Here is a 19350-nt window from a genome sequence, read left to right on the forward strand (position 1 = left end):
CGTTTGTCAACATTTTCCGGGATAAAAATGTTGACAAACGATACAAAACTATTGCCAAATGTCGCTAATTCATTTTTTCTCCCAAAAAGAAAGAAGCCATACTCTCTCAAGTATGACTTCTCTCCTTTTTCAAATTCTTTTTAAGGAAAAAGAATTACTCTTCTTCTGCGCCGTACAGTTTTACGAGTTTGTTCAGGTAAGTGTAACGGTCTTTTGCTTCCTGCTCGTTCTTGCCGAACAGTCTTTCTGCTTTCGCCGGGTTTGCACGTTTCAGAGAGTTGTAACGTACCTCGCCGTTCAGGAATTCCTGATAATCTCCTGACGGAGCCTTGGAATCCAGTGTGAATGCGCTCTTGCCTTCTGCAGCGAGTGCCGGGTTGAAGCGGAAGCAATGCCAGTATCCGGTCTGAACAGCGAGCTGCTCCTCGGTCTGTGCTTTGCTCATACCTTTCTTGATACCATGGTTGATACATGGAGCGTAAGCGATAATGAGGGACGGTCCCGGATATGCCTCTGCCTCTGCGATTGCTTTGACTGCCTGATTGTAATCAGCGCCCATAGCGATCTGTGCTACGTATACATAGCCATAGCTCATTGCGATGCTTGCCATATCTTTCTTCTTGGTTTCTTTACCGCCTGCTGCGAACTGTGCAACTGCACCGGTCGGAGTAGCTTTGGAGGACTGTCCGCCTGTGTTGGAGTAAACCTCGGTATCGAATACCATTACGTTGATATCTTTTCCGCTGGCAAGTACGTGGTCTACGCCGCCGAATCCGATATCGTAAGCCCATCCGTCACCACCGAAGATCCACTGGGATTTCTTAGCGAGGAAGTCTTTGTTCTTAACGATGTCTCTGCAAACGTCGCAGTCAGCGTCTTTGATTGCTTCTACAAGTTTCTCGGTTGCAGTTCCGTTGGTAGCGCCGCAGTCAAAGGTATCCAGATACTCTTTGCATGCTGCTTTTACTTCTTCCGGAGCTTTCTCGGAGTTCATAACATCCTCAACTTTGGCTTTCAGGCCGCCGCGGATTGCTTTCTGAGCGAGAAGCATACCATAACCGAACTCTGCGTTGTCCTCGAACAGGGAGTTGGACCATGCCGGGCCCTGTCCTTTCTCGTTTACAGTGTAAGGAGTGGACGGTGAGGAGTTACCCCAGATAGAGGAGCATCCTGTTGCGTTTGCGATGTACATTCTGTCACCGAACAGCTGGGTGATCAGTTTTGCGTAAGGAGTCTCGCCGCAGCCTGCGCATGCGCCGGAGAACTCAAGCAGCGGTTTCTTGAACTGGCTGCCCTTTACGGTATTCTCTTTGAATTTTGCTACAACGTCTGTCTTCTCTGGAAGAGCTGCTGCATAATCGAAGTATTTCTGCTCTGCTTCGTGTGCTGCAAGGCTTTCCATAGCCAGTGCTTTCACACCCTTCTTGCCCGGGCATACGTTTGCACAGGAACCACATCCGGTACAGTCAAGCTGGGAAATAGCCATTGTGAAGGTGTAGTCCGGCATACCGGTCATCGGCATGGTCTGGATGCCTTCCGGAGCTGCTGCTGCTTCTTCTGCGGTCATGGCAACCGGACGGATAACAGCGTGCGGGCAGACGAAGGAACATCTGTTACACTGGATACAGTTTTCCGGATTCCATACAGGTACGTTTACGGCGATACCACGTTTCTCGTATGCGGATGTGCCGGACGGAGTTGTTCCGTCTACGTAGTCTGCAAATGCGGATACAGGCAGGTTGTTTCCTTCCTGGGAAGTTACTTTTGCCTGGATGGTATTTACGAATTTAACAGCGTCAGCGCGGCCGCTCTCTGCATGAGTTGTGGTCAGACCTTCGTCTGCTGCATTTTTCCAGCTTTCCGGAACTGCAACTTCTTTGATCTGTTTTGCACCCTCATCGATTGCTGCCCAGTTCTTTGCTACGACATCATCACCTTTACGGCCATAGGTAGCTTTTGCTGCTGCTTTCATGAGTTCGATGGCTTTTTCTTCCGGAATGATCTTCGCAAGCTTGAAGAATGCAGACTGAAGAATGGTGTTGATACGGGTCGGTCCCATGCCGGTCTCGATACCGATCTTAACGCCGTCGATCACATAGAATTTGATGTTATGGTTTGCGATGAATGCTTTTACCTGACCTGGCAGATGCTCTTCCAGTCCTGCTTCATCCCATGGACAGTTCAGAAGGAAGGTTCCTCCGTCTACCAGCTCCTCTACCATGTGATATTTGTTCACATAGGAAGGATTATGACATGCAACAAAGTTTGCTTTGTGGATCAGGTAGGTGGATTTGATCGGTTTCTTTCCGAAACGCAGGTGAGACATCGTTACACCGCCGGACTTCTTGGAGTCATAATCGAAGTAAGCCTGAGCGTACATGTCTGTGTTGTCACCGATGATCTTGATGGAGTTCTTGTTTGCACCTACGGTACCGTCTGCGCCAAGTCCCCAGAATTTGCAGTTGATGGTTCCTTCCGGAGTTGTTACCAGAGGAGCGCCAACCGGCAGAGACAGATTGGTAACATCGTCTACGATACCAATGGTAAATCTCTGTTTCTCTGTATTTTCATATACAGCAACGATCTGAGCCGGTGTGGTGTCCTTGGAACCAAGTCCGTAACGACCTGTGAATACCGGTGTGCTCTCGAATCTGCTGCCTTTTAATGCTGCTACTACGTCCAGGTACAGAGGCTCGCCAAGAGATCCCGGCTCTTTTGTTCTGTCCAGAACGGAAATCTGTTTTACAGTCTCCGGAATTGCATTGATGAGTGCTTCTGCGGAGAACGGACGGTACAGACGTACCTTTACAACGCCGACTTTCTTGCCTGCTGCTACGAGGTAATCGATGGTCTCCTCGATGGTATCGCAGACAGAACCCATAGCGATGATTACGTGCTCAGCGTCTGCTGCTCCATAATAGTTGAACAGTTTGTAATCGGTTCCGATTTTCTCGTTTACTTTGTCCATGTACTCCTGTACGATTGCCGGAAGAGCATCGTAGTACGGGTTACATGCTTCTCTTGCCTGGAAGAAGATATCCGGGTTCTGTGCGGATCCTCTCTGGCACGGATGGTTCGGGTTCAGGGCATGTTTACGGAATGCATCTACTGCATCCATATCTACCATGTCTTTCAGATCTTCGTAATCCCATGTCTCGATTTTCTGAATCTCGTGGGAGGTACGGAATCCGTCGAAGAAGTTGATAAATGGAACTTTGCCTTTCAGTGCTGCACAGTGTGCAACCGGTGTCAGGTCCATAACCTCCTGTACGCTGGATTCGCAGAGCATTGCGACTCCGGTCTGACGACAGGCGTAAACGTCTGAATGATCTCCGAAGATGGAAAGTGCGTGGCTTGCAAGGGCACGAGCGGATACGTTGAATACGCCCGGGAGCTGCTCGCCGGCAATTTTATAAAGGTTCGGGATCATCAGAAGAAGTCCCTGGGATGCGGTGTAGGTTGTGGTAAGAGCTCCGGCTGCCAGTGATCCGTGTACTGCACCTGCTGCTCCTGCCTCAGACTGCATCTCAGTTACCTGAACTTCCTGTCCGAAAATGTTCTTTCTTCCCTGGGTTGCCCACTCATCGGTATGCTCCGCCATAACGGATGAAGGGGTAATTGGGTAAATAGCTGCTACGTCGGTATACGCATAAGACGCATGTGCTGCAGCCTGGTTACCATCCATGGTTTTCATCTTTCTAGCCATTTGATTTTATCCTCCTTAAAAAATGATGACCAAAAATTACTTTGGCTTTTCTCAGGTTGGTGTTCTGCCGGGTTTCGGTTGCCTCCGCGCTTCGAAAAACCCGGATAAGGGCATGGCAATGCCACTATGTCCAGTATTTGAATTATAACACCGATTGGGCATTCTGTCCAGATTTTCTGTGGGTGTTCAGGGAAAAATACAAGTTTTTTACAACTTCTGGTAATTCCGCGTCGAATTTCTCGATAAAAAAAGAAGGAACGACCCGCATATTTTTTCTCTTCTGCGGACAGTTCCTTTGCTTCTTTTATTTCTGATTCTGCGCCTCAATCTGTTCTGCGAGGTCGGTTAGATAAACCCATCTCTCGGTTTTTTCTTCCAGAGCAGCTTCGGTCTTCTCTTTTTCCACCATCAGTTCGGCGAGCTTTGCAGAGTTGGTGGCGTTTTTGAGCATCTGATCGTCAAGCGATGCAATCTTTTCCTCGAGTACAGCGATATCGTCATCGATGGTCTCGTACTCGCGCTGTTCTTTGAACGTAAATTTCAGGCGGGTCGGACGTTTCTGCTTCCAGTCATTGTTCTTTGACTTTGCAGGTTCGTCCGCGGACGTTTTGGACGGCGCTGCTTTTGCCGTTTCTTCCGCACTTCCGCCGAAACGGCGTTCTTTTGCTTCGAGGTAATCGGTGTAGCCGCCCTCGTACTGCAGAAGATTTCCGTTTCCGTCGAATTCGAAGATGCGGTCCACGACGTTATCCAGGAAATAGCGGTCGTGGGAAACGGTGATGACGATGCCGACGAACGTGTTCAGGAAATCCTCAAGCACGGTCAGGGTCGGGATATCAACGTTGTTGGACGGCTCGTCGAGGATCAGAACATTGGCGCCGCTCACTAAGACGGATAAGAGATACAGTCTCCGTTTTTCGCCTCCGGAGAGTTTGGAAATCGGGGTGTACTGCATATCCGGTGTGAACAGGAAGCGTTCGAGCATCTGCGATGCGCTGATGCGGCCGTCACGGGTCTGGACATACTCAGCGATATCTTTCACGTAGTCGATCACGCGCTGATTCGTATCCATGTCCGGCTCTTCCTGTGCCAGATAGCCGATGCGGATCGTGTCGCCGATTTCGATGGTTCCCGCATCCGGCAGGACTTCTCCGGTGATCATCCGCAGCATTGTGGATTTTCCGCAGCCGTTCGGGCCAATGATGCCGACACTCTGGTTCCGCAGGAAGATGTATTCGAAATCTTTCATCAGCGTTTTATCGCCGAAGGCTTTGCTGACGTTATGGAATTCAATCGTTTTCTTTCCCATGCGGGTCTCGACAGCATCCATCTCCACGACAGCGTCTGCGGTCGGTGCCGTGCCATTTTTGAGTACTTCGAGACGTTCGAGTCTTGCGCGCTGTTTTGTGCTTCTTGCGCGGCAGCCGCGTTTCGCCCATTCGAGTTCCATGCGCAGGATGCTCTGGCGTTTCCGTTCAGAGGCGAGTTCCATCTCCTCGCGCTCAGCTTTCAGTTCCAGAAAACGGGAATAGTTGGAATCGTAGCTGTACATTTTTCCGTGGCTGATTTCGAGGATGCGGTTCGACACTTTATCCAGGAAATAACGGTCATGGGTGACCATAAAGACGGTTCCGCGGTAATTTTTCAGGTAATCCTCGAGCCAGGAGAGCATCGCATTGTCGAGATGGTTTGTCGGCTCGTCGAGGATCAGGACGTCAAAATCGGACGCAAGCACTTTTGCCAGGGCAACCTTGCGGCGCTGGCCGCCCGAGAGGGTGTCGATTTTTGCGTCGTATTCGGTGATACCGAGCTGTACAAGGTTGCTCTGCACCTGCCAGTCCTCCTCATCGCCGGAAAGGGCGTAGGACAGCACGGTGGCATCCTTTGGAAATTCCGGTGTCTGCGGAAGATAGGCCATTTTGAGGTTGTTCTGGCGGATAATCTGGCCGGAATCCGGGGTCTCCTCTCCTGCTGCCATGCGCAGCAGCGTGGATTTTCCGGTTCCGTTGATTCCGACGATGCCGACCTTGTCGCCCTCCTGCAGGCCGAAGGAAGCATCGTCAAAAATCAGTTTATCGCCGAACAGTTTGCTGATGTGTTCGATGTTGATGATATTCATTTGCACAGTTCTGCAACGGTCTGGTTGATGACTTTTCCGTCTGCTTTACCTTTCATATCTGCCATAACGGCCTTCATGATGGCACCTTTGTTCTTGGTTGCCAGAACGTCTGCGAATTTCTCCTGGATGTAGGCTTTGACTTCGTCTGCACTCATCTGTTTCGGTGCGTACTCGCTGATGACGTCATAGCGGAACTGATACTCTGCTTTTAAGTCCTCACGGGATGCCGGGCAGGTATCGATCTGCTCTTTTACGGTCTTCAGCTCTTTTAAGATGACGCGGTCTACCAGCTCCGGTTTGATGTCATCGCGGCAGCCCTCGTCGATGGCTACTTTCTTTGCTGCGGAGATCAGGGAAGAGATGGCCTCTTTTCTCGCTTTGTCTTTGGCTTTCATTGCTGCTATCATATCACTTCTTAAAGTTTCTAATTCCATGGTGTTGTTCCTCCTGTACTAAATTTTGTCCGGTTTCAAGTATAACACTTCTCTTTTTGCTTTTCCAGTCACTTTGTAGGATAGCTCCCTTATTTTCCCCACGGCAGACGGTGTTTCTTTACCTGGATTGCCTGATGCGGGCACATTTCCTGACAGCAGAAACAGCGGATGCACTTTTTATAATCGTAGACCGGCGGATTTCTGCGGCCGTTATCAAAACGGACGGCTTTCCCTTCCACCGGGCAGCTCTCGACGCAGACGCCGCATTTTTTACATTTTTCTTCTATGATATAGGGGCGGCTCTGGAAGACCCCGAGGATCTCGAGCAGGTCGAGGGCTCCTTTTTTGCGGGCTTTGCGGCGGTCGACGTTGAAGTTTGGATTTCCGTACTTTCTTTTCAGTTCTTCCTCGGATATGGTGCCATCCGCTGTCACGATTTCGATGCGGTCGTCGTGCCACGTTCCAAGGCCGAGCGTTTCCCCGTAGAGATTTGTCGGCACATACGACGGATCAAGGTTCACCAGATGGCAGAACACGGTATCCAGTGCAATCGGATCGGTGGACATAAGAAGAACTCCCATCGAAACCGGGTCGCCGGAAGTCGGACCATTGCCTTCCATTGCTACGATGCCGTCGCAGATATAGAGGCGCGGGGCGACTTTCTGGTTCAGCTCGATCAGCATGTGCGCGAAGCTCTCAGCGTTCGGATACTGCGTGTGGCCGAGTTTTTTGTAGACGCCGCTGATGCAGCCGTACTGGTTCTTGACAGCTCCGGTGATGCGTTCCAGCGCGTGGGTTTTCATTTTGCTGACACTGATGAGGGCGTCGCAGTCGAGTGCATCTTTCGCAATCATCAGAAATTTACCATCGGCGGTTTCTACGCGCTCGCTCGTAAGGAAATCTTTCAGCGGAACGTTGTGTTTTTCCAGCACCTCTTTCAGCCCGGCTTCCTTTGCAATGCCCTCCGGGGTGCCAAGGCCGCAGGAATCGCCGCAGGAAATATTCTCATAGCCATTTTCCTGCAAAATCGTGATCAGGGCATCCATAACTTCCGGGTCGGTCACGACGGCGCGTTCTCGTTTTGCGGAGCGGACGAGGTTTGGTTTTAATAAGATATTCTCTTCTTTTCCGATCAGAGATTCCAGGCCGCCAATTGCTTCCAATCCCTTTTGCAGGCTTTCCTTTACGTGCGCCGGCTCATAGTCGGGACAGGCAACCACTGCCACTTTGCTTTTTTTCATATTCACCTCATGTTTTTCTATATTTCAAAAGAAGCTGCGATCCCCTTACCGGTTCTCACAGCTTCTTCGTATATTCACACAGAATATGTTTTTACTTATGCTACTTTGCTTTTTGCAAGCTCAGCCAGTGTTGCAAATCCTTCTGCATCGTTAACTGCCATGTCAGCCAGAACTTTACGGTTCAGCTCAACGCCTGCCAGTTTCAGACCATACATAAATTTGCTGTAGGACAGACCGTTCATTCTTGCTGCTGCGTTGATACGAGCGATCCACAGCTGACGGAACTGACGTTTTTTCTGTTTTCTTCCTGCGTAGGAGCTGGTCAGTGCGCGCATTACGGACTGTTTTGCTACTCTATACTGTTTGCTTCTGGCTCCTCTGTAACCTTTAGCCAGTTTTAATACTCTGTTATGTTTTTTCTTAGCGTTCATGCCGCCTTTAATTCTTGCCATTTCTTATTTTCCTCCTTGATCTGTTGGGCGTAACTCTACCTTGCAAAAATTACATGTAAGGTAAGATTTTCTTCATGTTCTTTACGTTTGTTGCATCAACAGTAGTCTGTTTTCTCAGGTTTCTTTTTCTCTTCTGAGATTTCTTGGTTAAGATATGGCTCTTGTAAGCTTTATTTCTTACTAATTTTCCTGTTCCTGTTGTTTTAAAACGCTTTGCAGCTGCTCTGCTTGTTTTTACCTTTGGCATTTTAATTTCCTCCTTGATATTGATTCAAATGTATTTTAACGTTTAGCCGTCAAAAACATGGTCATGCTTCTGCCTTCCACCTTCGGCGCTTTGTCAACCGTTGCAATATCGGACAGACTCTCTGCAAATTCATCGAGGATGTATTTGCTACTGTTCATATGTGCCATCTCACGGCCGCGGAAACGAAGTGTTACTTTTACTTTGTCTCCCTTTGTAATGAACTTGCGGGCTGCACCTACTTTGGTATTAAGATCATTGGTGTCAATGTTTGGAGAAAGGCGAACTTCCTTGATTTCAATTGTTTTCTGTTTTTTCTTTGCTTCTTTTTCCTTGCGGGCCAGTTCATATCTGTACTTTCCGTAGTCGATAATTTTGCAAACCGGCGGTTTCGCTGTCGGAGCAATTTTCACAAGATCCAGACCTGCTTCCTGTGCTTTCAGGTACGCATCTCTGGCAGACATAATTCCAAGCTGTTCTCCGTTCTGACCGATCAGACGAATTTCTCTGTCTCTGATCTGCTCATTAATCATTAATTCGCTAATTGTAGTGCACCTCCATCATTATAAAAGACTGTGTTCCCGCTTTTGCGGTGTAACGAAATCAAACTCGGCTCACCGGACCGGATTTGACTGATAACGCAAGAAAAGTGGATAGACAGACTATCCACTTAACATTGTACATAAATCTCTACACAAAGAGAACTTAAGATCAATATTGGACCGTAGTCGCGTGTTTGCGCTAGGGTGAGAGTGGATACTCTACTTTCTTTTTCTCAGACTATTGCAGTATAGCACTCTCCCATCCTGTTGTCAATACTGATTTTCGCATTTTTTCGTATTTATCTCCCGCAGCCACAGCGGAAGGAGCTGCACTCGGTTTCCTGGCAGCTGCATGCGCTGTCTCCGGCGATATGGATGTCTCCGGCTTCGCATTTACAGTTGTCGTTAAAGGTACAGTTCTGCGCCTTGCAGTCGACACCGATTTTCGTACAGCCGCAGCCGGTAGAGTTGAACATCGTGCCCTCACCGCGCTCCTTGAAGCTCTCGCAGCACGTTTCCATGGAGCTTTTGGCTTCGCTTCCGCCTACGCGGATATCTCCTTTGGAACAGAGCTCGTTCTGGTTGTAAACACAGGTCATAGCGGAACAACTTAATGCTGGCATAATAAATTACCTCCTGAAATTTAGTTTTCTGCGGTTTCGCCCGCATAGAAACCATTATTTCCAAGAGGTAATTTTTTATGCTTTATTATTTATTTTCTTTTGTTTCAACAGTAACCGGGCGGTTAACGCGGCCTGCGATTTCTTCTTTGATATCTGCGATAAACTGCTCCAGGCTTCTCTGGCCTTCATCACCTGCAAAACGGCTTCTGACAGATACAAGACCTGCCTCTTCCTCTTTTGCTCCGGCGATCAGCATGTATGGAATCTTCTGTCCCTGTGCCTCACGGATCTTATATCCAATCTTCTCGGAACGGGTATCCATCTCTGCGCGGATGCCTGCCTCGTGAAGGGCGTCCAGAACCTTCTTACCGTAATCTGCGTATTTGTCGGAGATTGGCAGAACCTTTACCTGTACCGGTGCAAGCCAGGTTGGGAATGCACCTGCAAAATGCTCGATCAGGATACCGATGAAACGCTCAACAGAACCGTAAACAACACGGTGGATCATAATCGGACGATGCTTCTCGCCGTCTGCTCCTGTGTATTCCAGCTCGAATCTCTGCGGCAGCTGGAAGTCAAGCTGGATGGTACCGCACTGCCACGTTCTTCCGATGGAGTCTTCCAGATGGAAGTCGATCTTCGGGCCATAGAATGCGCCGTCGCCTTCGTTGACTACATAGTCAAGGCCAAGATCATCGAGTGCGCCGCGGAGACCTTCGGTTGCTACCTCCCAGTCCTCATCGCTTCCCATGCTGTCTTCCGGACGGGTGGACAGCTCTACGTGATATTTGAATCCGAACAGTTTGTAAACCTGGTCAATCAGGTTTGCAACGCCTTTGATTTCGTCTTTGATCTGCTCCGGTGTCATGAAGATATGGGCATCGTCCTGGTTGAAGCAGCGTACACGCATCAGGCCGTGCAGCTGGCCGGATTTCTCATGACGATGTACCAGACCAACCTCTGCCAGACGCAGCGGCAGATCACGGTAGGAACGAGGCTCGGATTTGTAAACGAGAACGCCGCCCGGGCAGTTCATCGGTTTGATTGCATAATCTTCATCGTCGATGACGGTGGTATACATGTTTTCTTTGTAGTGATCCCAATGACCGGAGGTCTCCCACAGGCGACGGTTCAGGATGATCGGTGTGGAGATTTCTACGTATCCTGCTTTTCTGTGGATTTCACGCCAGTAATCCATCAGTGCATTTTTCAGATCCATTCCTTTTGGAAGGAAGAACGGGAATCCCGGGCCGTCCTCACTCATCATAAACAGGCCGAGCTCTTTTCCGAGTTTTCTGTGGTCACGCTTCTTTGCTTCCTCGATCATGTGGAGGTACTCTTCAAGCTCTGCTTTCTTTGTGAATGCAGTTCCGTAGATTCTCTGCAGCATCTTGTTTTTCTCGCTGCCTCTCCAGTATGCGCCTGCAAGGCTGGTCAGTTTGAAGGCTTTGACCGGCTTTGTGCTCATCAGATGAGGGCCTGCGCACAGGTCCGTGAATTCACCCTGGCGATAGAAGCTGATGACTGCGTCTTCCGGCAGATCTTCGATCAGTTCTACTTTATATGGCTCTTCTTTTTCTTTCATGAAAGCGATGGCTTCTGCTCTCGGCAGCTCGAAGCGCTCCAGTTTCAGATCCTCTTTTACAATTTTCTTCATTTCTGCTTCGATTTTTTCAAGGTCTTCGCTGGTGAGTGGAGTTTCTCTGTCTATATCGTAGTAGAATCCGTCTGCGATGGACGGTCCGATTGCAAGCTTGGTCTCCGGGTACAGTCTCTTGATTGCCTGTGCCATGATATGGGATGTGGTGTGACGGAATGCTGCTTTTCCGCCTTCATCGTTGAAGGTCAGAATGGAAAGATTGCAGTCCTTGTCGATGACGGTACGAAGATCTTCTACTTCACCGTTTACTTCACCTGCACAGGCCATTCTTGCAAGGCCTTCGCTGATGTCTGCTGCGATCTCAATGATGGATTTCGGTTCGGAGTACTCTTTGGTACTTCCATCTTTCAGTGTGATGATCATTTGCTTTACCTCTTTCTTTGTATATTTTTCGCAAGCGTGTTTCAGAATTTTTATATTTTTTACAGCAACAAAAAAGTCCCTTCTGACACGCTTATGCTGTCAAAAGGGACGATGTATTTTCATTCACCGCGGTTCCACCCATTTTGTTTTTTCAAACCACTTCATTTGACGATAACGGAATCACCGGGCCAGATTGGGGCCGCTCAGAGCTGGTCTTCGATCACGTTCCTGTTAAAACCCTTGCACCACAAAACGGGGTTTCTCTCTGTCACATTCGCTGTGATTTACTCGTCTCTTCTACGCTTTGTTTTTTGTGTTCGGTGCTTTTTGGCTCCCGATAGTTTTAGATTATATCACCCAATGCGTGGTTGTCAAGACCTGCATGGGCAGAAAATTTATTTTTCCGGCGATTTTTGTCCTGCTGTCTGCAGAGCAATTTTTTCTTTTGCTTTTTCCGGCATTTCCAGCAGGGCAAACTCGTAAAAGATGCCGTAAATATACGTGATTCCACGGATATCGCCCAGCGCTTTCGGGCGCTCGACAACCGGTCTTTCGCTCTCCTGCTGTAATTCCAGCACTTTCTGATATGCACTCCGGACGGAGCTCCAGACAAGACTTTTGCTTTTTTCTCTGCGGTTGATCCAGAGCTCTTTTGTATAGGTGCCGCTTCTGCCGTATTTCATATGGTAGGAATACGGCAGACCGGAATACGTATGGAACTCAAAATCCTGATACGCAGTAACACAGTCCCATAGGGCTTCTTCTGTCCGCTCCTTGCGGAGCCGCTGCAGGGCCTGTTCTCTTTTTCGCTGTAAGCTTTCCTGTGTTTCTTTCGTTTCTTCCATCTTGTTTGTCTTCTCCATCCTGTTTTTAATCCACCAGAAATTTATCCAGCTCCGCCGTCACGACCGGATTACGTTTTACCTGCGGATGGTCGATTCTTCCGGGACAATCGCCGTGATGTTTTCTCCCTCCGTCAGGATCGTAAGACCGGTCTGGACCTGCATCTCTTTCGTTCCGTTTAAAATTTTTCCGTTTTTGTAGGCATATTTCATACTCGATTCCCTCTTTCTGCCGAACGTATTATGGTTTATTTTATCACTCCTAAGAGAGATTCGCGATAGAAAATCTCAGATTTTTGAAATATTTTCCTCATCTGAGAGGCCAGGATATGCACAGATGGTTTCTGCATCCTTTTATTCCTCCTGCAATGCCGCCAGATATCCCAGAATTCGTTCCTTTTTTCTGTCGGGCAAATTACGAAAGCCTTCCAGAATCATTTTCTCCTCTGTGTTTGCCGCGCACATTTCGAGATCCACTGCTTTCCGTTCGATCTCATTTTCTCCTAAAAGCTCATACGGCGTAACCTTCAGCACTTCGCAGATTTTCAGTATCTTATCCGCCGACGGATTCGTCCCCTTTCTTTTCCAGTCGCTGATGGTGCTCTGTGAAATTCCGGTTTCTTCAGAGAATTCTTTCTGGGTCACCCCGTTTCGAAGAATTAATTCAAAAATTTTTTCACTGATCATTTTGTATTTCACCTTTTCACTCAGATTTTGTTTTACTATATCACAAAATTCCCTGTCCGTCACTTCCTCCAATGCTGAAAAAACGCCTCTTCCTGCCCTGTGCGGATTCCGTATTTTCTTCTTGCGATCTAACAAAAAAAGAAATGGTAATGCCTGGGAAAAGATGCGCCATGCAAAAAAACAGCCTGAGTTCCCGTTTTTACACCGAAACTCAGACTGTTTTTATGCGTTCTGTTCCGCTTCCACTTCCTGATTGATCTCATCCTCGCTGTCGGCCATTGCCTGCAGGGTCATAGTCAGTAATTTTTCCAGCGGCCAGCCAAGCTGATCGGCGCCCCTCTCAATGACCTCTCTCGAACATCCTGTTGCAAAGCCTTTGCTCTTATATTTCTTCTTTAAGGATTTCAGTTCCATGTCTTTTGTGCTCTTCGAAGGCCGCATCAGCGCAGCTGCCCAGATCAGTCCCGTCAGCTCATCTGCTGCAAACAGAACTTTTTCCATCTCATGCACCGGCTCCACATCCAGTGTGACGCCACACTCAATGGTAATGCCGCAGCCATGGGAAACGACACCATGAATGATATCTTCCGACACGCCGCCTTCCCGCAGAAGCTCCGGTGCTTTCAGGCAGTGCTCTGCCGGATACAGCTCAAAATCAATGTCATGCAGCAGTCCGACAATACCCCAGTGCTCCTCTTCTGCCCCATAGCCAAGCTCTCTTGCATACCATTTCATCACGGCCTCTACGGTAAGCGCATGCTGAATATGGAAGGGATCTTTGTTGTATTTTTTTAATAACGTAAATGCCTCATCTCTTGTAATTTCACTCATGCTTGATTTTCTCCTTCCCTTTTCTCTTTCCAGAATCACCTGGATTAGATTTGAATTATAATTTCGTCCATTATAATCCTGTATTCATAGTAATTCAATAGGTTTATCAAGACTTTTTTGTACATCATATAAAAAGGCGCCGTTCCCTCACCTTTCAGAGAGAGGGCACAGCGCTTTTCTTATTTTTCAAATTCTACACTTTACAGCAGTTTCGGTTTCAGCCGCACATCGAAGCTGATTTCGGTTTCTTTCAGCTGATATTTTTCCAGCAGCATCGGTCCGCAGCTTGCCGATCCGATCCCGGCCTGGCGGTAGTCGATGCAGAAACAGTGCTTCCGCACGGCCGAAGCTCATAGTTGTGGGCTTTCGCGGTCAGCTCCTCCTGCGTGTAAATAGATGCCTGGAATGAGAAGGTTTTCTCGCCCACTGCCGTCAATACCGCACGATCACTGGCAAGACTTGCATAATCGCAGTCGTAGTGGCTGCCGTTCTCCTGCGGGCGGATATAGTCTTCCTGCTGTTCTGCCGGTGTGCTGTGGAAAACGCCGTGATAGCTTGCCTGGTGCTTATCCACGTAGCTCTCCACCGGACCGAGACCGCAGTAGGTCAGTTTTGCAAACGATTTCGGCAGGAACAGGCGCAGGCCAAAACGCGGCAGAACCGAGAATACCGGGTCTTTCTTTGCTTCTACATGGACATCGGTCGTTCCGTCGCTGTAAATTGTCCATTTGATCACACCTGCAAGGATCCGCTGCAGAGCCGGAGACGAAATCGAATAGCTTGTCTCGATCTCCACGCAGCCGTTTTCTTCTTTTGCCGTTGTCTCATACGCCCGCGTCACGGTGCGGTCATACTGAGCACGCATCCAGGTATTCTTGATATTGCGGTCATTGTCTGTCGGCGCACGCCAGATGTTCAGCTCCATCGGGCGGTCGAGCAGATTCTGGTTGGCATAGCACATTTCCTCGAACAGGCCGGTGAACTTATTATAGGTATAGCTGAACTGTTCCGTCGATACCGTCAGATAATGATCGTCCTCTTTCCATCCAAACGAAGCCGTTCCCTCCGGGCGCTTCATCATCTCTTTTGCCTTCTGGTTCTGATTGTCTTTCGTTTTCACCGGAACTTCTTCAAATCCCAGTTCGAACTGCTCCGGCAGCACCTCAGTGGCCTGTTTCTGATACCAGGTAACCTTCAGCGCACATTTTCCCTGCTCCGGCACGGAAATGGCAAGCGGAATCGTCTTCTCACAGCCTGCCGCAAGCTCCAGCAGTGCTTCATCTGTAATCTTGCCGCTCTCCGTCACTTCGCCGTCCACAAGCACCTCATAGCCGAGCACAGCGTAATCTTTCAGATTCACAAAATTCATATAGTTTTTGATGGTCAGTGTACCCTTTTCGGCATCATATCCCGTCACGCGCACCGGACGATACACGTTTTTAAATTCCATCAGTCCCGTATGCGGTGTGCGGTCCGGATAAACAAGTCCGTCCATGCAGAAGTTGCCGTCGTGCGGATACTCGTTGTGGTCGCCGCCGTACGCGTACATCTTCTTTCCCTCGATCGTTTTTCCCATATCAATCGCGTGGTCGCACCACTCCCAGATAAAGCCGCCGCACATCTTCTCCTCGCTGTGGATCAGTTCAAAGTAGTCTTCAAGATCTCCCGGGCCGTTGCCCATCGCATGGCAGTATTCGCACATGATATACGGCTTATCCCCGTACTCCACCAGCTCTTTTTTGATCTCCTCGAGTGATGGATACATGCGGCTGTAGAGGTCGAGGTTGCTGTAATCGTATTTCTTCGGATCATCCACATACCGTGCCGACTCATAGTGCGTCAGACGCGTCGGATCAAATTCCTTCGTCCACTTTAAGGCCGCCTCGAAGGTACAGCCGTATGCGCACTCATTTCCCATCGACCAGATGACAACGCTCGGGCGGTTTTTATCGCGCTCTACGCAACGCTGTGTGCGGTCTACGGTTGCCTCGGTAAATACCGGATTGTTCGCAATTAGTTTATTCCAGTTCTTCGCATACTCTTCCCAGCCCGTGTAATTCGCATAAATTGCCTCTGTGCCGTGGCTCTCATTGTCCGCCTCATCGATGACATAAAAACCGAGACGGTCATAAAGCTGATAACAGTACGGCGCATTCGGGTAATGGCTGGTCCGGATCGCATTGATGTTGTGCTCTTTCATTACCTTCAGATCTTTTTTGATCTGTGCAAGGCTGATTGCAAATCCCGTCACCGGATCGCTGTCGTGGCGGTTTGTTCCGTGGAATTTGATCTTCACGCCGTTCAGGTACAGCACACCGTCCTTCGCGTGGATCTCACGGATGCCGACATGATCCGTGATCACCTCACCCGCCGTCTCCAGCACCAGCGTATACAGATACGGCTCCTCGGCATTCCACAGATGTGCATCTTTTACATGCATCTGAACCGTATCGCCGCCAAACGCTGCCTCTGCCACAAGATGATTTTCTGCATCAAACAGCTTTGCTGTTCCTTCCTGCGGTTCCCCGTCATTCCAGGTAATCGCAATCGAAACTTCTCCATTCTGGTACGATGCGTCCGGCGCTGCCTTTACAAAGTAATCGCGGATGCCTTTTTCTGGTCTTGCAAGCAGATAGACATCGCGGAAAATGCCGCTCATGCGGAATTTGTCCTGATCCTCGAGATAGCTTCCATCGCACCATTTCAGCACCAGTACGGCGATGGTGTTGGTGCCATCTTTTAAGAAGTCTGTTACATCAAATTCACTCGTAGAATGAGACACCTGGCTGTAGCCGACGAAGCTGCCGTTCATCCACACGTAGAAACAGGAATCCACGCCCTCAAAATTCAGGAATTCCCTCGGTGCTTCCTCCTGTTTTTTCCACTCGAACGTTCTCACGTACGCACCGCACGGGTTCTCATACGGCACATACGGCGGATCCACCGGGAACGGGTAGCGGACATTCGTATACTGATGGTGGTCATGGCCATAATTCTGCCAGACGGACGGCACCGGAATCGTCTCGAATGCAGAAGTGTCGTATCCTTCTGCGAAAAACTCCTCTTTTACATCGTAAACACTGGTAAAATAGCGGAATTTCCAGTCGCCGGAAAGCAGGAAAAAGCGGTCCGACGCCTCCCGGTTCTCCACCAGATCCTCCATGCGGCGGGATGCCGGAATGTAGTAGGCACGGTTCGGCATGGTATTCACATGCAGGTGATCGAAATCTTCGAAATATTTTGGAACAATCATCTCTTTTTAAGTCCTCCTTATTCTGTCTTTTGTTTCCAATATCGGCACCGAAACACACGCAGTCCCGGTGCCGATCAGGTTTTCTGTTATTCTTTTACTTTTTCCATGCAGGAAGAACGCCTTCGTAATTCATGCCATAACCGTAGTCATAGTTATGTCCTTCGCTGTCAATATAGGTTTCCATATCCAACGCACGGTCCTCACTCTGCTCCTCAACCGCATCCATATCCTTCGGCATCTGGATCGGCAGACGGCCGGTCGGGTTGTAACCGCCGAAGACAACGTCGAGCACAGCGGCTCTCGAAACACCGAACTCTGCGATGATCGCATCGGCTTCGGCTTCAAATTCATGCATCACCATCGGGTTGTTGACGGTTGCGCAGACGATCACCGGCTTGTCGCCCATCGCGCGGCGGCATTCGAGAATATTGTCGAGATCAGCCTCGTTGTAGGCAGTGTTTGTCTTTCCAAGATAGCTGCGGTTCGTGAAATTCTCGCGGAAATCACCGCCGGCAATGCTCACCTCACGCGCTTTTTTCGCCGTATACGGGCGGTACTGCAGTGTAATCGGCAGATAGCCGTTGCCGCCGTTCGCAAGATCTTCGGTGGAATACGGGTTGCATGCCGGGCTTTCGATAAATACCAGCGCCACATCGGCCTCCTCCGGTGATGCCACGCGTGTACCGTACTTGGACGGCAGTCCATCCGGCAGCGGATCTTCGGTTTTTGCCGGCAGATCGATGCGGAAGAACGCTTTGGACGGTCCGATCTTTCTCTCCGGAATATAAACCTTCAAACCTTTCTTCAGCGGCAGCACACCCTTCTGTCCTTCCGGTGCACGTTTCGCACTGTTTTTCAGCAGGACGATGGATTTCTGCTGTGCCTCATAGCCATGGCGGCAGAACTCTTCGCATCCTACAATCTTTGCGGATTCTTCCGGATCAAGATACGGGTCCTCAAACAAGCCGCAGTGGAAAATGTTGATCAGAAGACGTTTGGCGGACAGCTCCATGCGCTCACGCATCGCTTTCTCGCCGTATTTCTCACAGCCGATCTTATATGCCTCGACAATCGGACCGGACTCGCTGTTTCCGCCGAACTGGTCAACGCCGTTTGTGATCGCCAGCAGACACCGTTCTGCCTCGGTCATATCCTGCACGCCGTAGCAGCGGCTTCCAAATCCCTCAATCGTCTTCTCCGGATCCTGGGTGATGCCCCAGTCGGTGCAGACAATGCCTTTAAATTCATATTTTCCGCGCAGCAGATCCTTGATCAGGTACTCGCTGTAGGAGTTTCCGACGTTCTTGCCGTTTTTCTTGTCCACGCCGTAGGATACGGTGTAGTACGGCATAACCGCGGATGCGCAGTCGGTCGGTCCGTCCAGGTGGAAGGCTGCCTCGGTAAACGGTTTTAAATGCTCCTCAAAATTTCCGGTCGGATAAACGGCAAACTGTCCGAATGCATAGTGTGCATCGCGTCCGGCCTCTCCGGTGCCGCCGCCCGGCCAGTGTTTGACCATCGTGTTGACGCTGTCTTTTCCCCAGCCGTCTGCTTCCCCTTCCGTTGTCTGCATACCGTCACAGTACGCTTTGGTAAGCTTTTTGGACATCTCCACTTCTTCGCCTAACGTATCGACAAAGCGCATCCATCTCGGCTCGGTGCAGAGGTCGATCTGCGGTCCGAGTGCCGTTGTGATGCCGAGTGCCCGGTATTCACGGGAGGCATCCTTTGCAAACTGTCCGGCTACTTCCGGGTCAAAGCATGCTGCAAAGCCGACACCCTCCGGCCATTTGCTGATCTCGCTTCCGCCGCTCTTGAACTCTGCGCCGGAATCCTTTGCTCCGTTCCGCGGATCAGAGGAGAGGTTGATCGGAATACCATACGGCAGTGTCTCTGCCCGTTTCTGCAGCTCATTGCTCCATTTTGCGGAAATCTCCGGGCTTTCCACGTTCGTCAGCAGGATATGGCGGATGTGCTCGTCCTCCAGAAATTCTTTCTGCTGATCTGAAATCGCATACGGTTCTTTGCCGGATTCCAGATACGTTTTTCCGTCAAACGTTCCCTGGAACGGACCGCCCGGCATCGGCGGTACGGCCTGGTGCGGTGAGTACAACATAAGGCCAGCGATCTCCTCGATGGAAAGACGGCCCGCAAGGTCTGCGGCTCTCTCCTCATCGGAGAGGCGCCAGTTCTCATACGGCAGCAGTTCACCGGTTTTTGCCAGGTCTTTAAAGTAATACCCGTCTTTTTCCAGTACCTTAACTCCGGACTCTTCTGCCCAGGCGATCGTTTTTCCGCCCTCCTGGCGGATCCGGTGGATTCCGTTTTTCGTTGTTTTCTCCATAAGTTTCAC

14 protein-coding genes and 1 pseudogene are annotated in these 19350 nt (G+C 49.7%); all 15 read right to left on the bottom strand.

Translation table 11 applies throughout. The features are described from left to right. Positions 1–154: 154 nt before the first annotated feature. The 15 genes and pseudogenes from nifJ to DW965_RS11475 all read right to left on the bottom strand — a co-directional run bounded on the left by nifJ (position 155) and on the right by DW965_RS11475 (position 19341). Positions 155–3706, bottom strand: coding sequence for a pyruvate:ferredoxin (flavodoxin) oxidoreductase (gene nifJ, locus DW965_RS11410; protein WP_117760614.1), 3552 nt, complete (start codon positions 3704–3706; stop codon positions 155–157). A 304-nt stretch (positions 3707–4010) separates the two neighbouring features. Continuing rightward, the gene (locus DW965_RS11415; protein WP_117760613.1) at positions 4011–5825 is read right to left on the bottom strand and encodes an ABC-F family ATP-binding cassette domain-containing protein; all 1815 of its coding nucleotides are present in this window, start codon (positions 5823–5825) and stop codon (positions 4011–4013) included. Beyond that, positions 5822–6259: a GatB/YqeY domain-containing protein gene (locus tag DW965_RS11420; protein WP_055221697.1), complete on the bottom strand. Its 438-nt coding sequence runs from the start codon at positions 6257–6259 to the stop codon at positions 5822–5824. Before DW965_RS11420 ends, DW965_RS11415 begins: the two co-directional genes overlap by 4 nt. 89 nt (positions 6260–6348) lie before the next feature. After that, the gene (locus DW965_RS11425) at positions 6349–7500 is read right to left on the bottom strand and encodes a DUF362 domain-containing protein (RefSeq protein WP_117760612.1); all 1152 of its coding nucleotides are present in this window, start codon (positions 7498–7500) and stop codon (positions 6349–6351) included. Between the two features lie 95 nt (positions 7501–7595). Beyond that, entirely contained in the window at positions 7596–7952 is a 357-nt protein-coding gene (gene rplT, locus DW965_RS11430) for a 50S ribosomal protein L20 (RefSeq protein ID WP_022461741.1), read from the bottom strand. 49 nt (positions 7953–8001) lie between these two features. Further along, complete coding sequence (gene rpmI, locus DW965_RS11435) at positions 8002–8199, bottom strand: 50S ribosomal protein L35 (protein WP_022461742.1); 198 nt, start codon at positions 8197–8199, stop codon at positions 8002–8004. A gap of 35 nt (positions 8200–8234) precedes the next feature. Next, positions 8235–8729: a translation initiation factor IF-3 gene (gene infC, locus DW965_RS11440; RefSeq protein ID WP_022461743.1), complete on the bottom strand. Its 495-nt coding sequence runs from the start codon at positions 8727–8729 to the stop codon at positions 8235–8237. A 308-nt stretch (positions 8730–9037) separates the two neighbouring features. Continuing rightward, a complete protein-coding gene (locus DW965_RS11445; RefSeq protein ID WP_022461744.1) occupies positions 9038–9361 on the bottom strand; it encodes a DUF1540 domain-containing protein in 324 nt (107 codons plus the stop codon). 85 nt (positions 9362–9446) lie between these two features. Beyond that, entirely contained in the window at positions 9447–11384 is a 1938-nt protein-coding gene (gene thrS / locus DW965_RS11450) for a threonine--tRNA ligase (protein ID WP_117760611.1), read from the bottom strand. Positions 11385–11779: 395 nt separating this feature from the next. Continuing rightward, on the bottom strand, positions 11780–12229 hold the full coding sequence (locus DW965_RS11455; RefSeq protein ID WP_172680781.1) for a hypothetical protein: 450 nt from the start codon (positions 12227–12229) through the stop codon (positions 11780–11782). A 75-nt stretch (positions 12230–12304) separates the two neighbouring features. Next, the gene (locus DW965_RS20415) at positions 12305–12439 is read right to left on the bottom strand and encodes a hypothetical protein (RefSeq protein ID WP_256359690.1); all 135 of its coding nucleotides are present in this window, start codon (positions 12437–12439) and stop codon (positions 12305–12307) included. Between the two features lie 141 nt (positions 12440–12580). After that, entirely contained in the window at positions 12581–12913 is a 333-nt protein-coding gene (locus tag DW965_RS11460; protein ID WP_070103703.1) for a helix-turn-helix domain-containing protein, read from the bottom strand. Between the two features lie 222 nt (positions 12914–13135). Beyond that, on the bottom strand, positions 13136–13744 hold the full coding sequence (locus DW965_RS11465; RefSeq protein ID WP_117760610.1) for a hydrolase: 609 nt from the start codon (positions 13742–13744) through the stop codon (positions 13136–13138). A gap of 200 nt (positions 13745–13944) precedes the next feature. Further along, a pseudogene (locus tag DW965_RS11470) lies at positions 13945–16997 on the bottom strand (glycoside hydrolase family 2 TIM barrel-domain containing protein). A 94-nt stretch (positions 16998–17091) separates the two neighbouring features. Continuing rightward, positions 17092–19341, bottom strand: a complete 2250-nt coding sequence (locus DW965_RS11475; RefSeq protein ID WP_117760608.1) for a glycoside hydrolase family 3 protein — start codon at positions 19339–19341, stop codon at positions 17092–17094. Positions 19342–19350: the final 9 nt, after the last annotated feature.

The organism is Blautia sp. AM47-4, from assembly GCF_003479865.1.
GTDB classification, from domain to species: domain Bacteria; phylum Bacillota; class Clostridia; order Lachnospirales; family Lachnospiraceae; genus Fusicatenibacter; species Fusicatenibacter saccharivorans.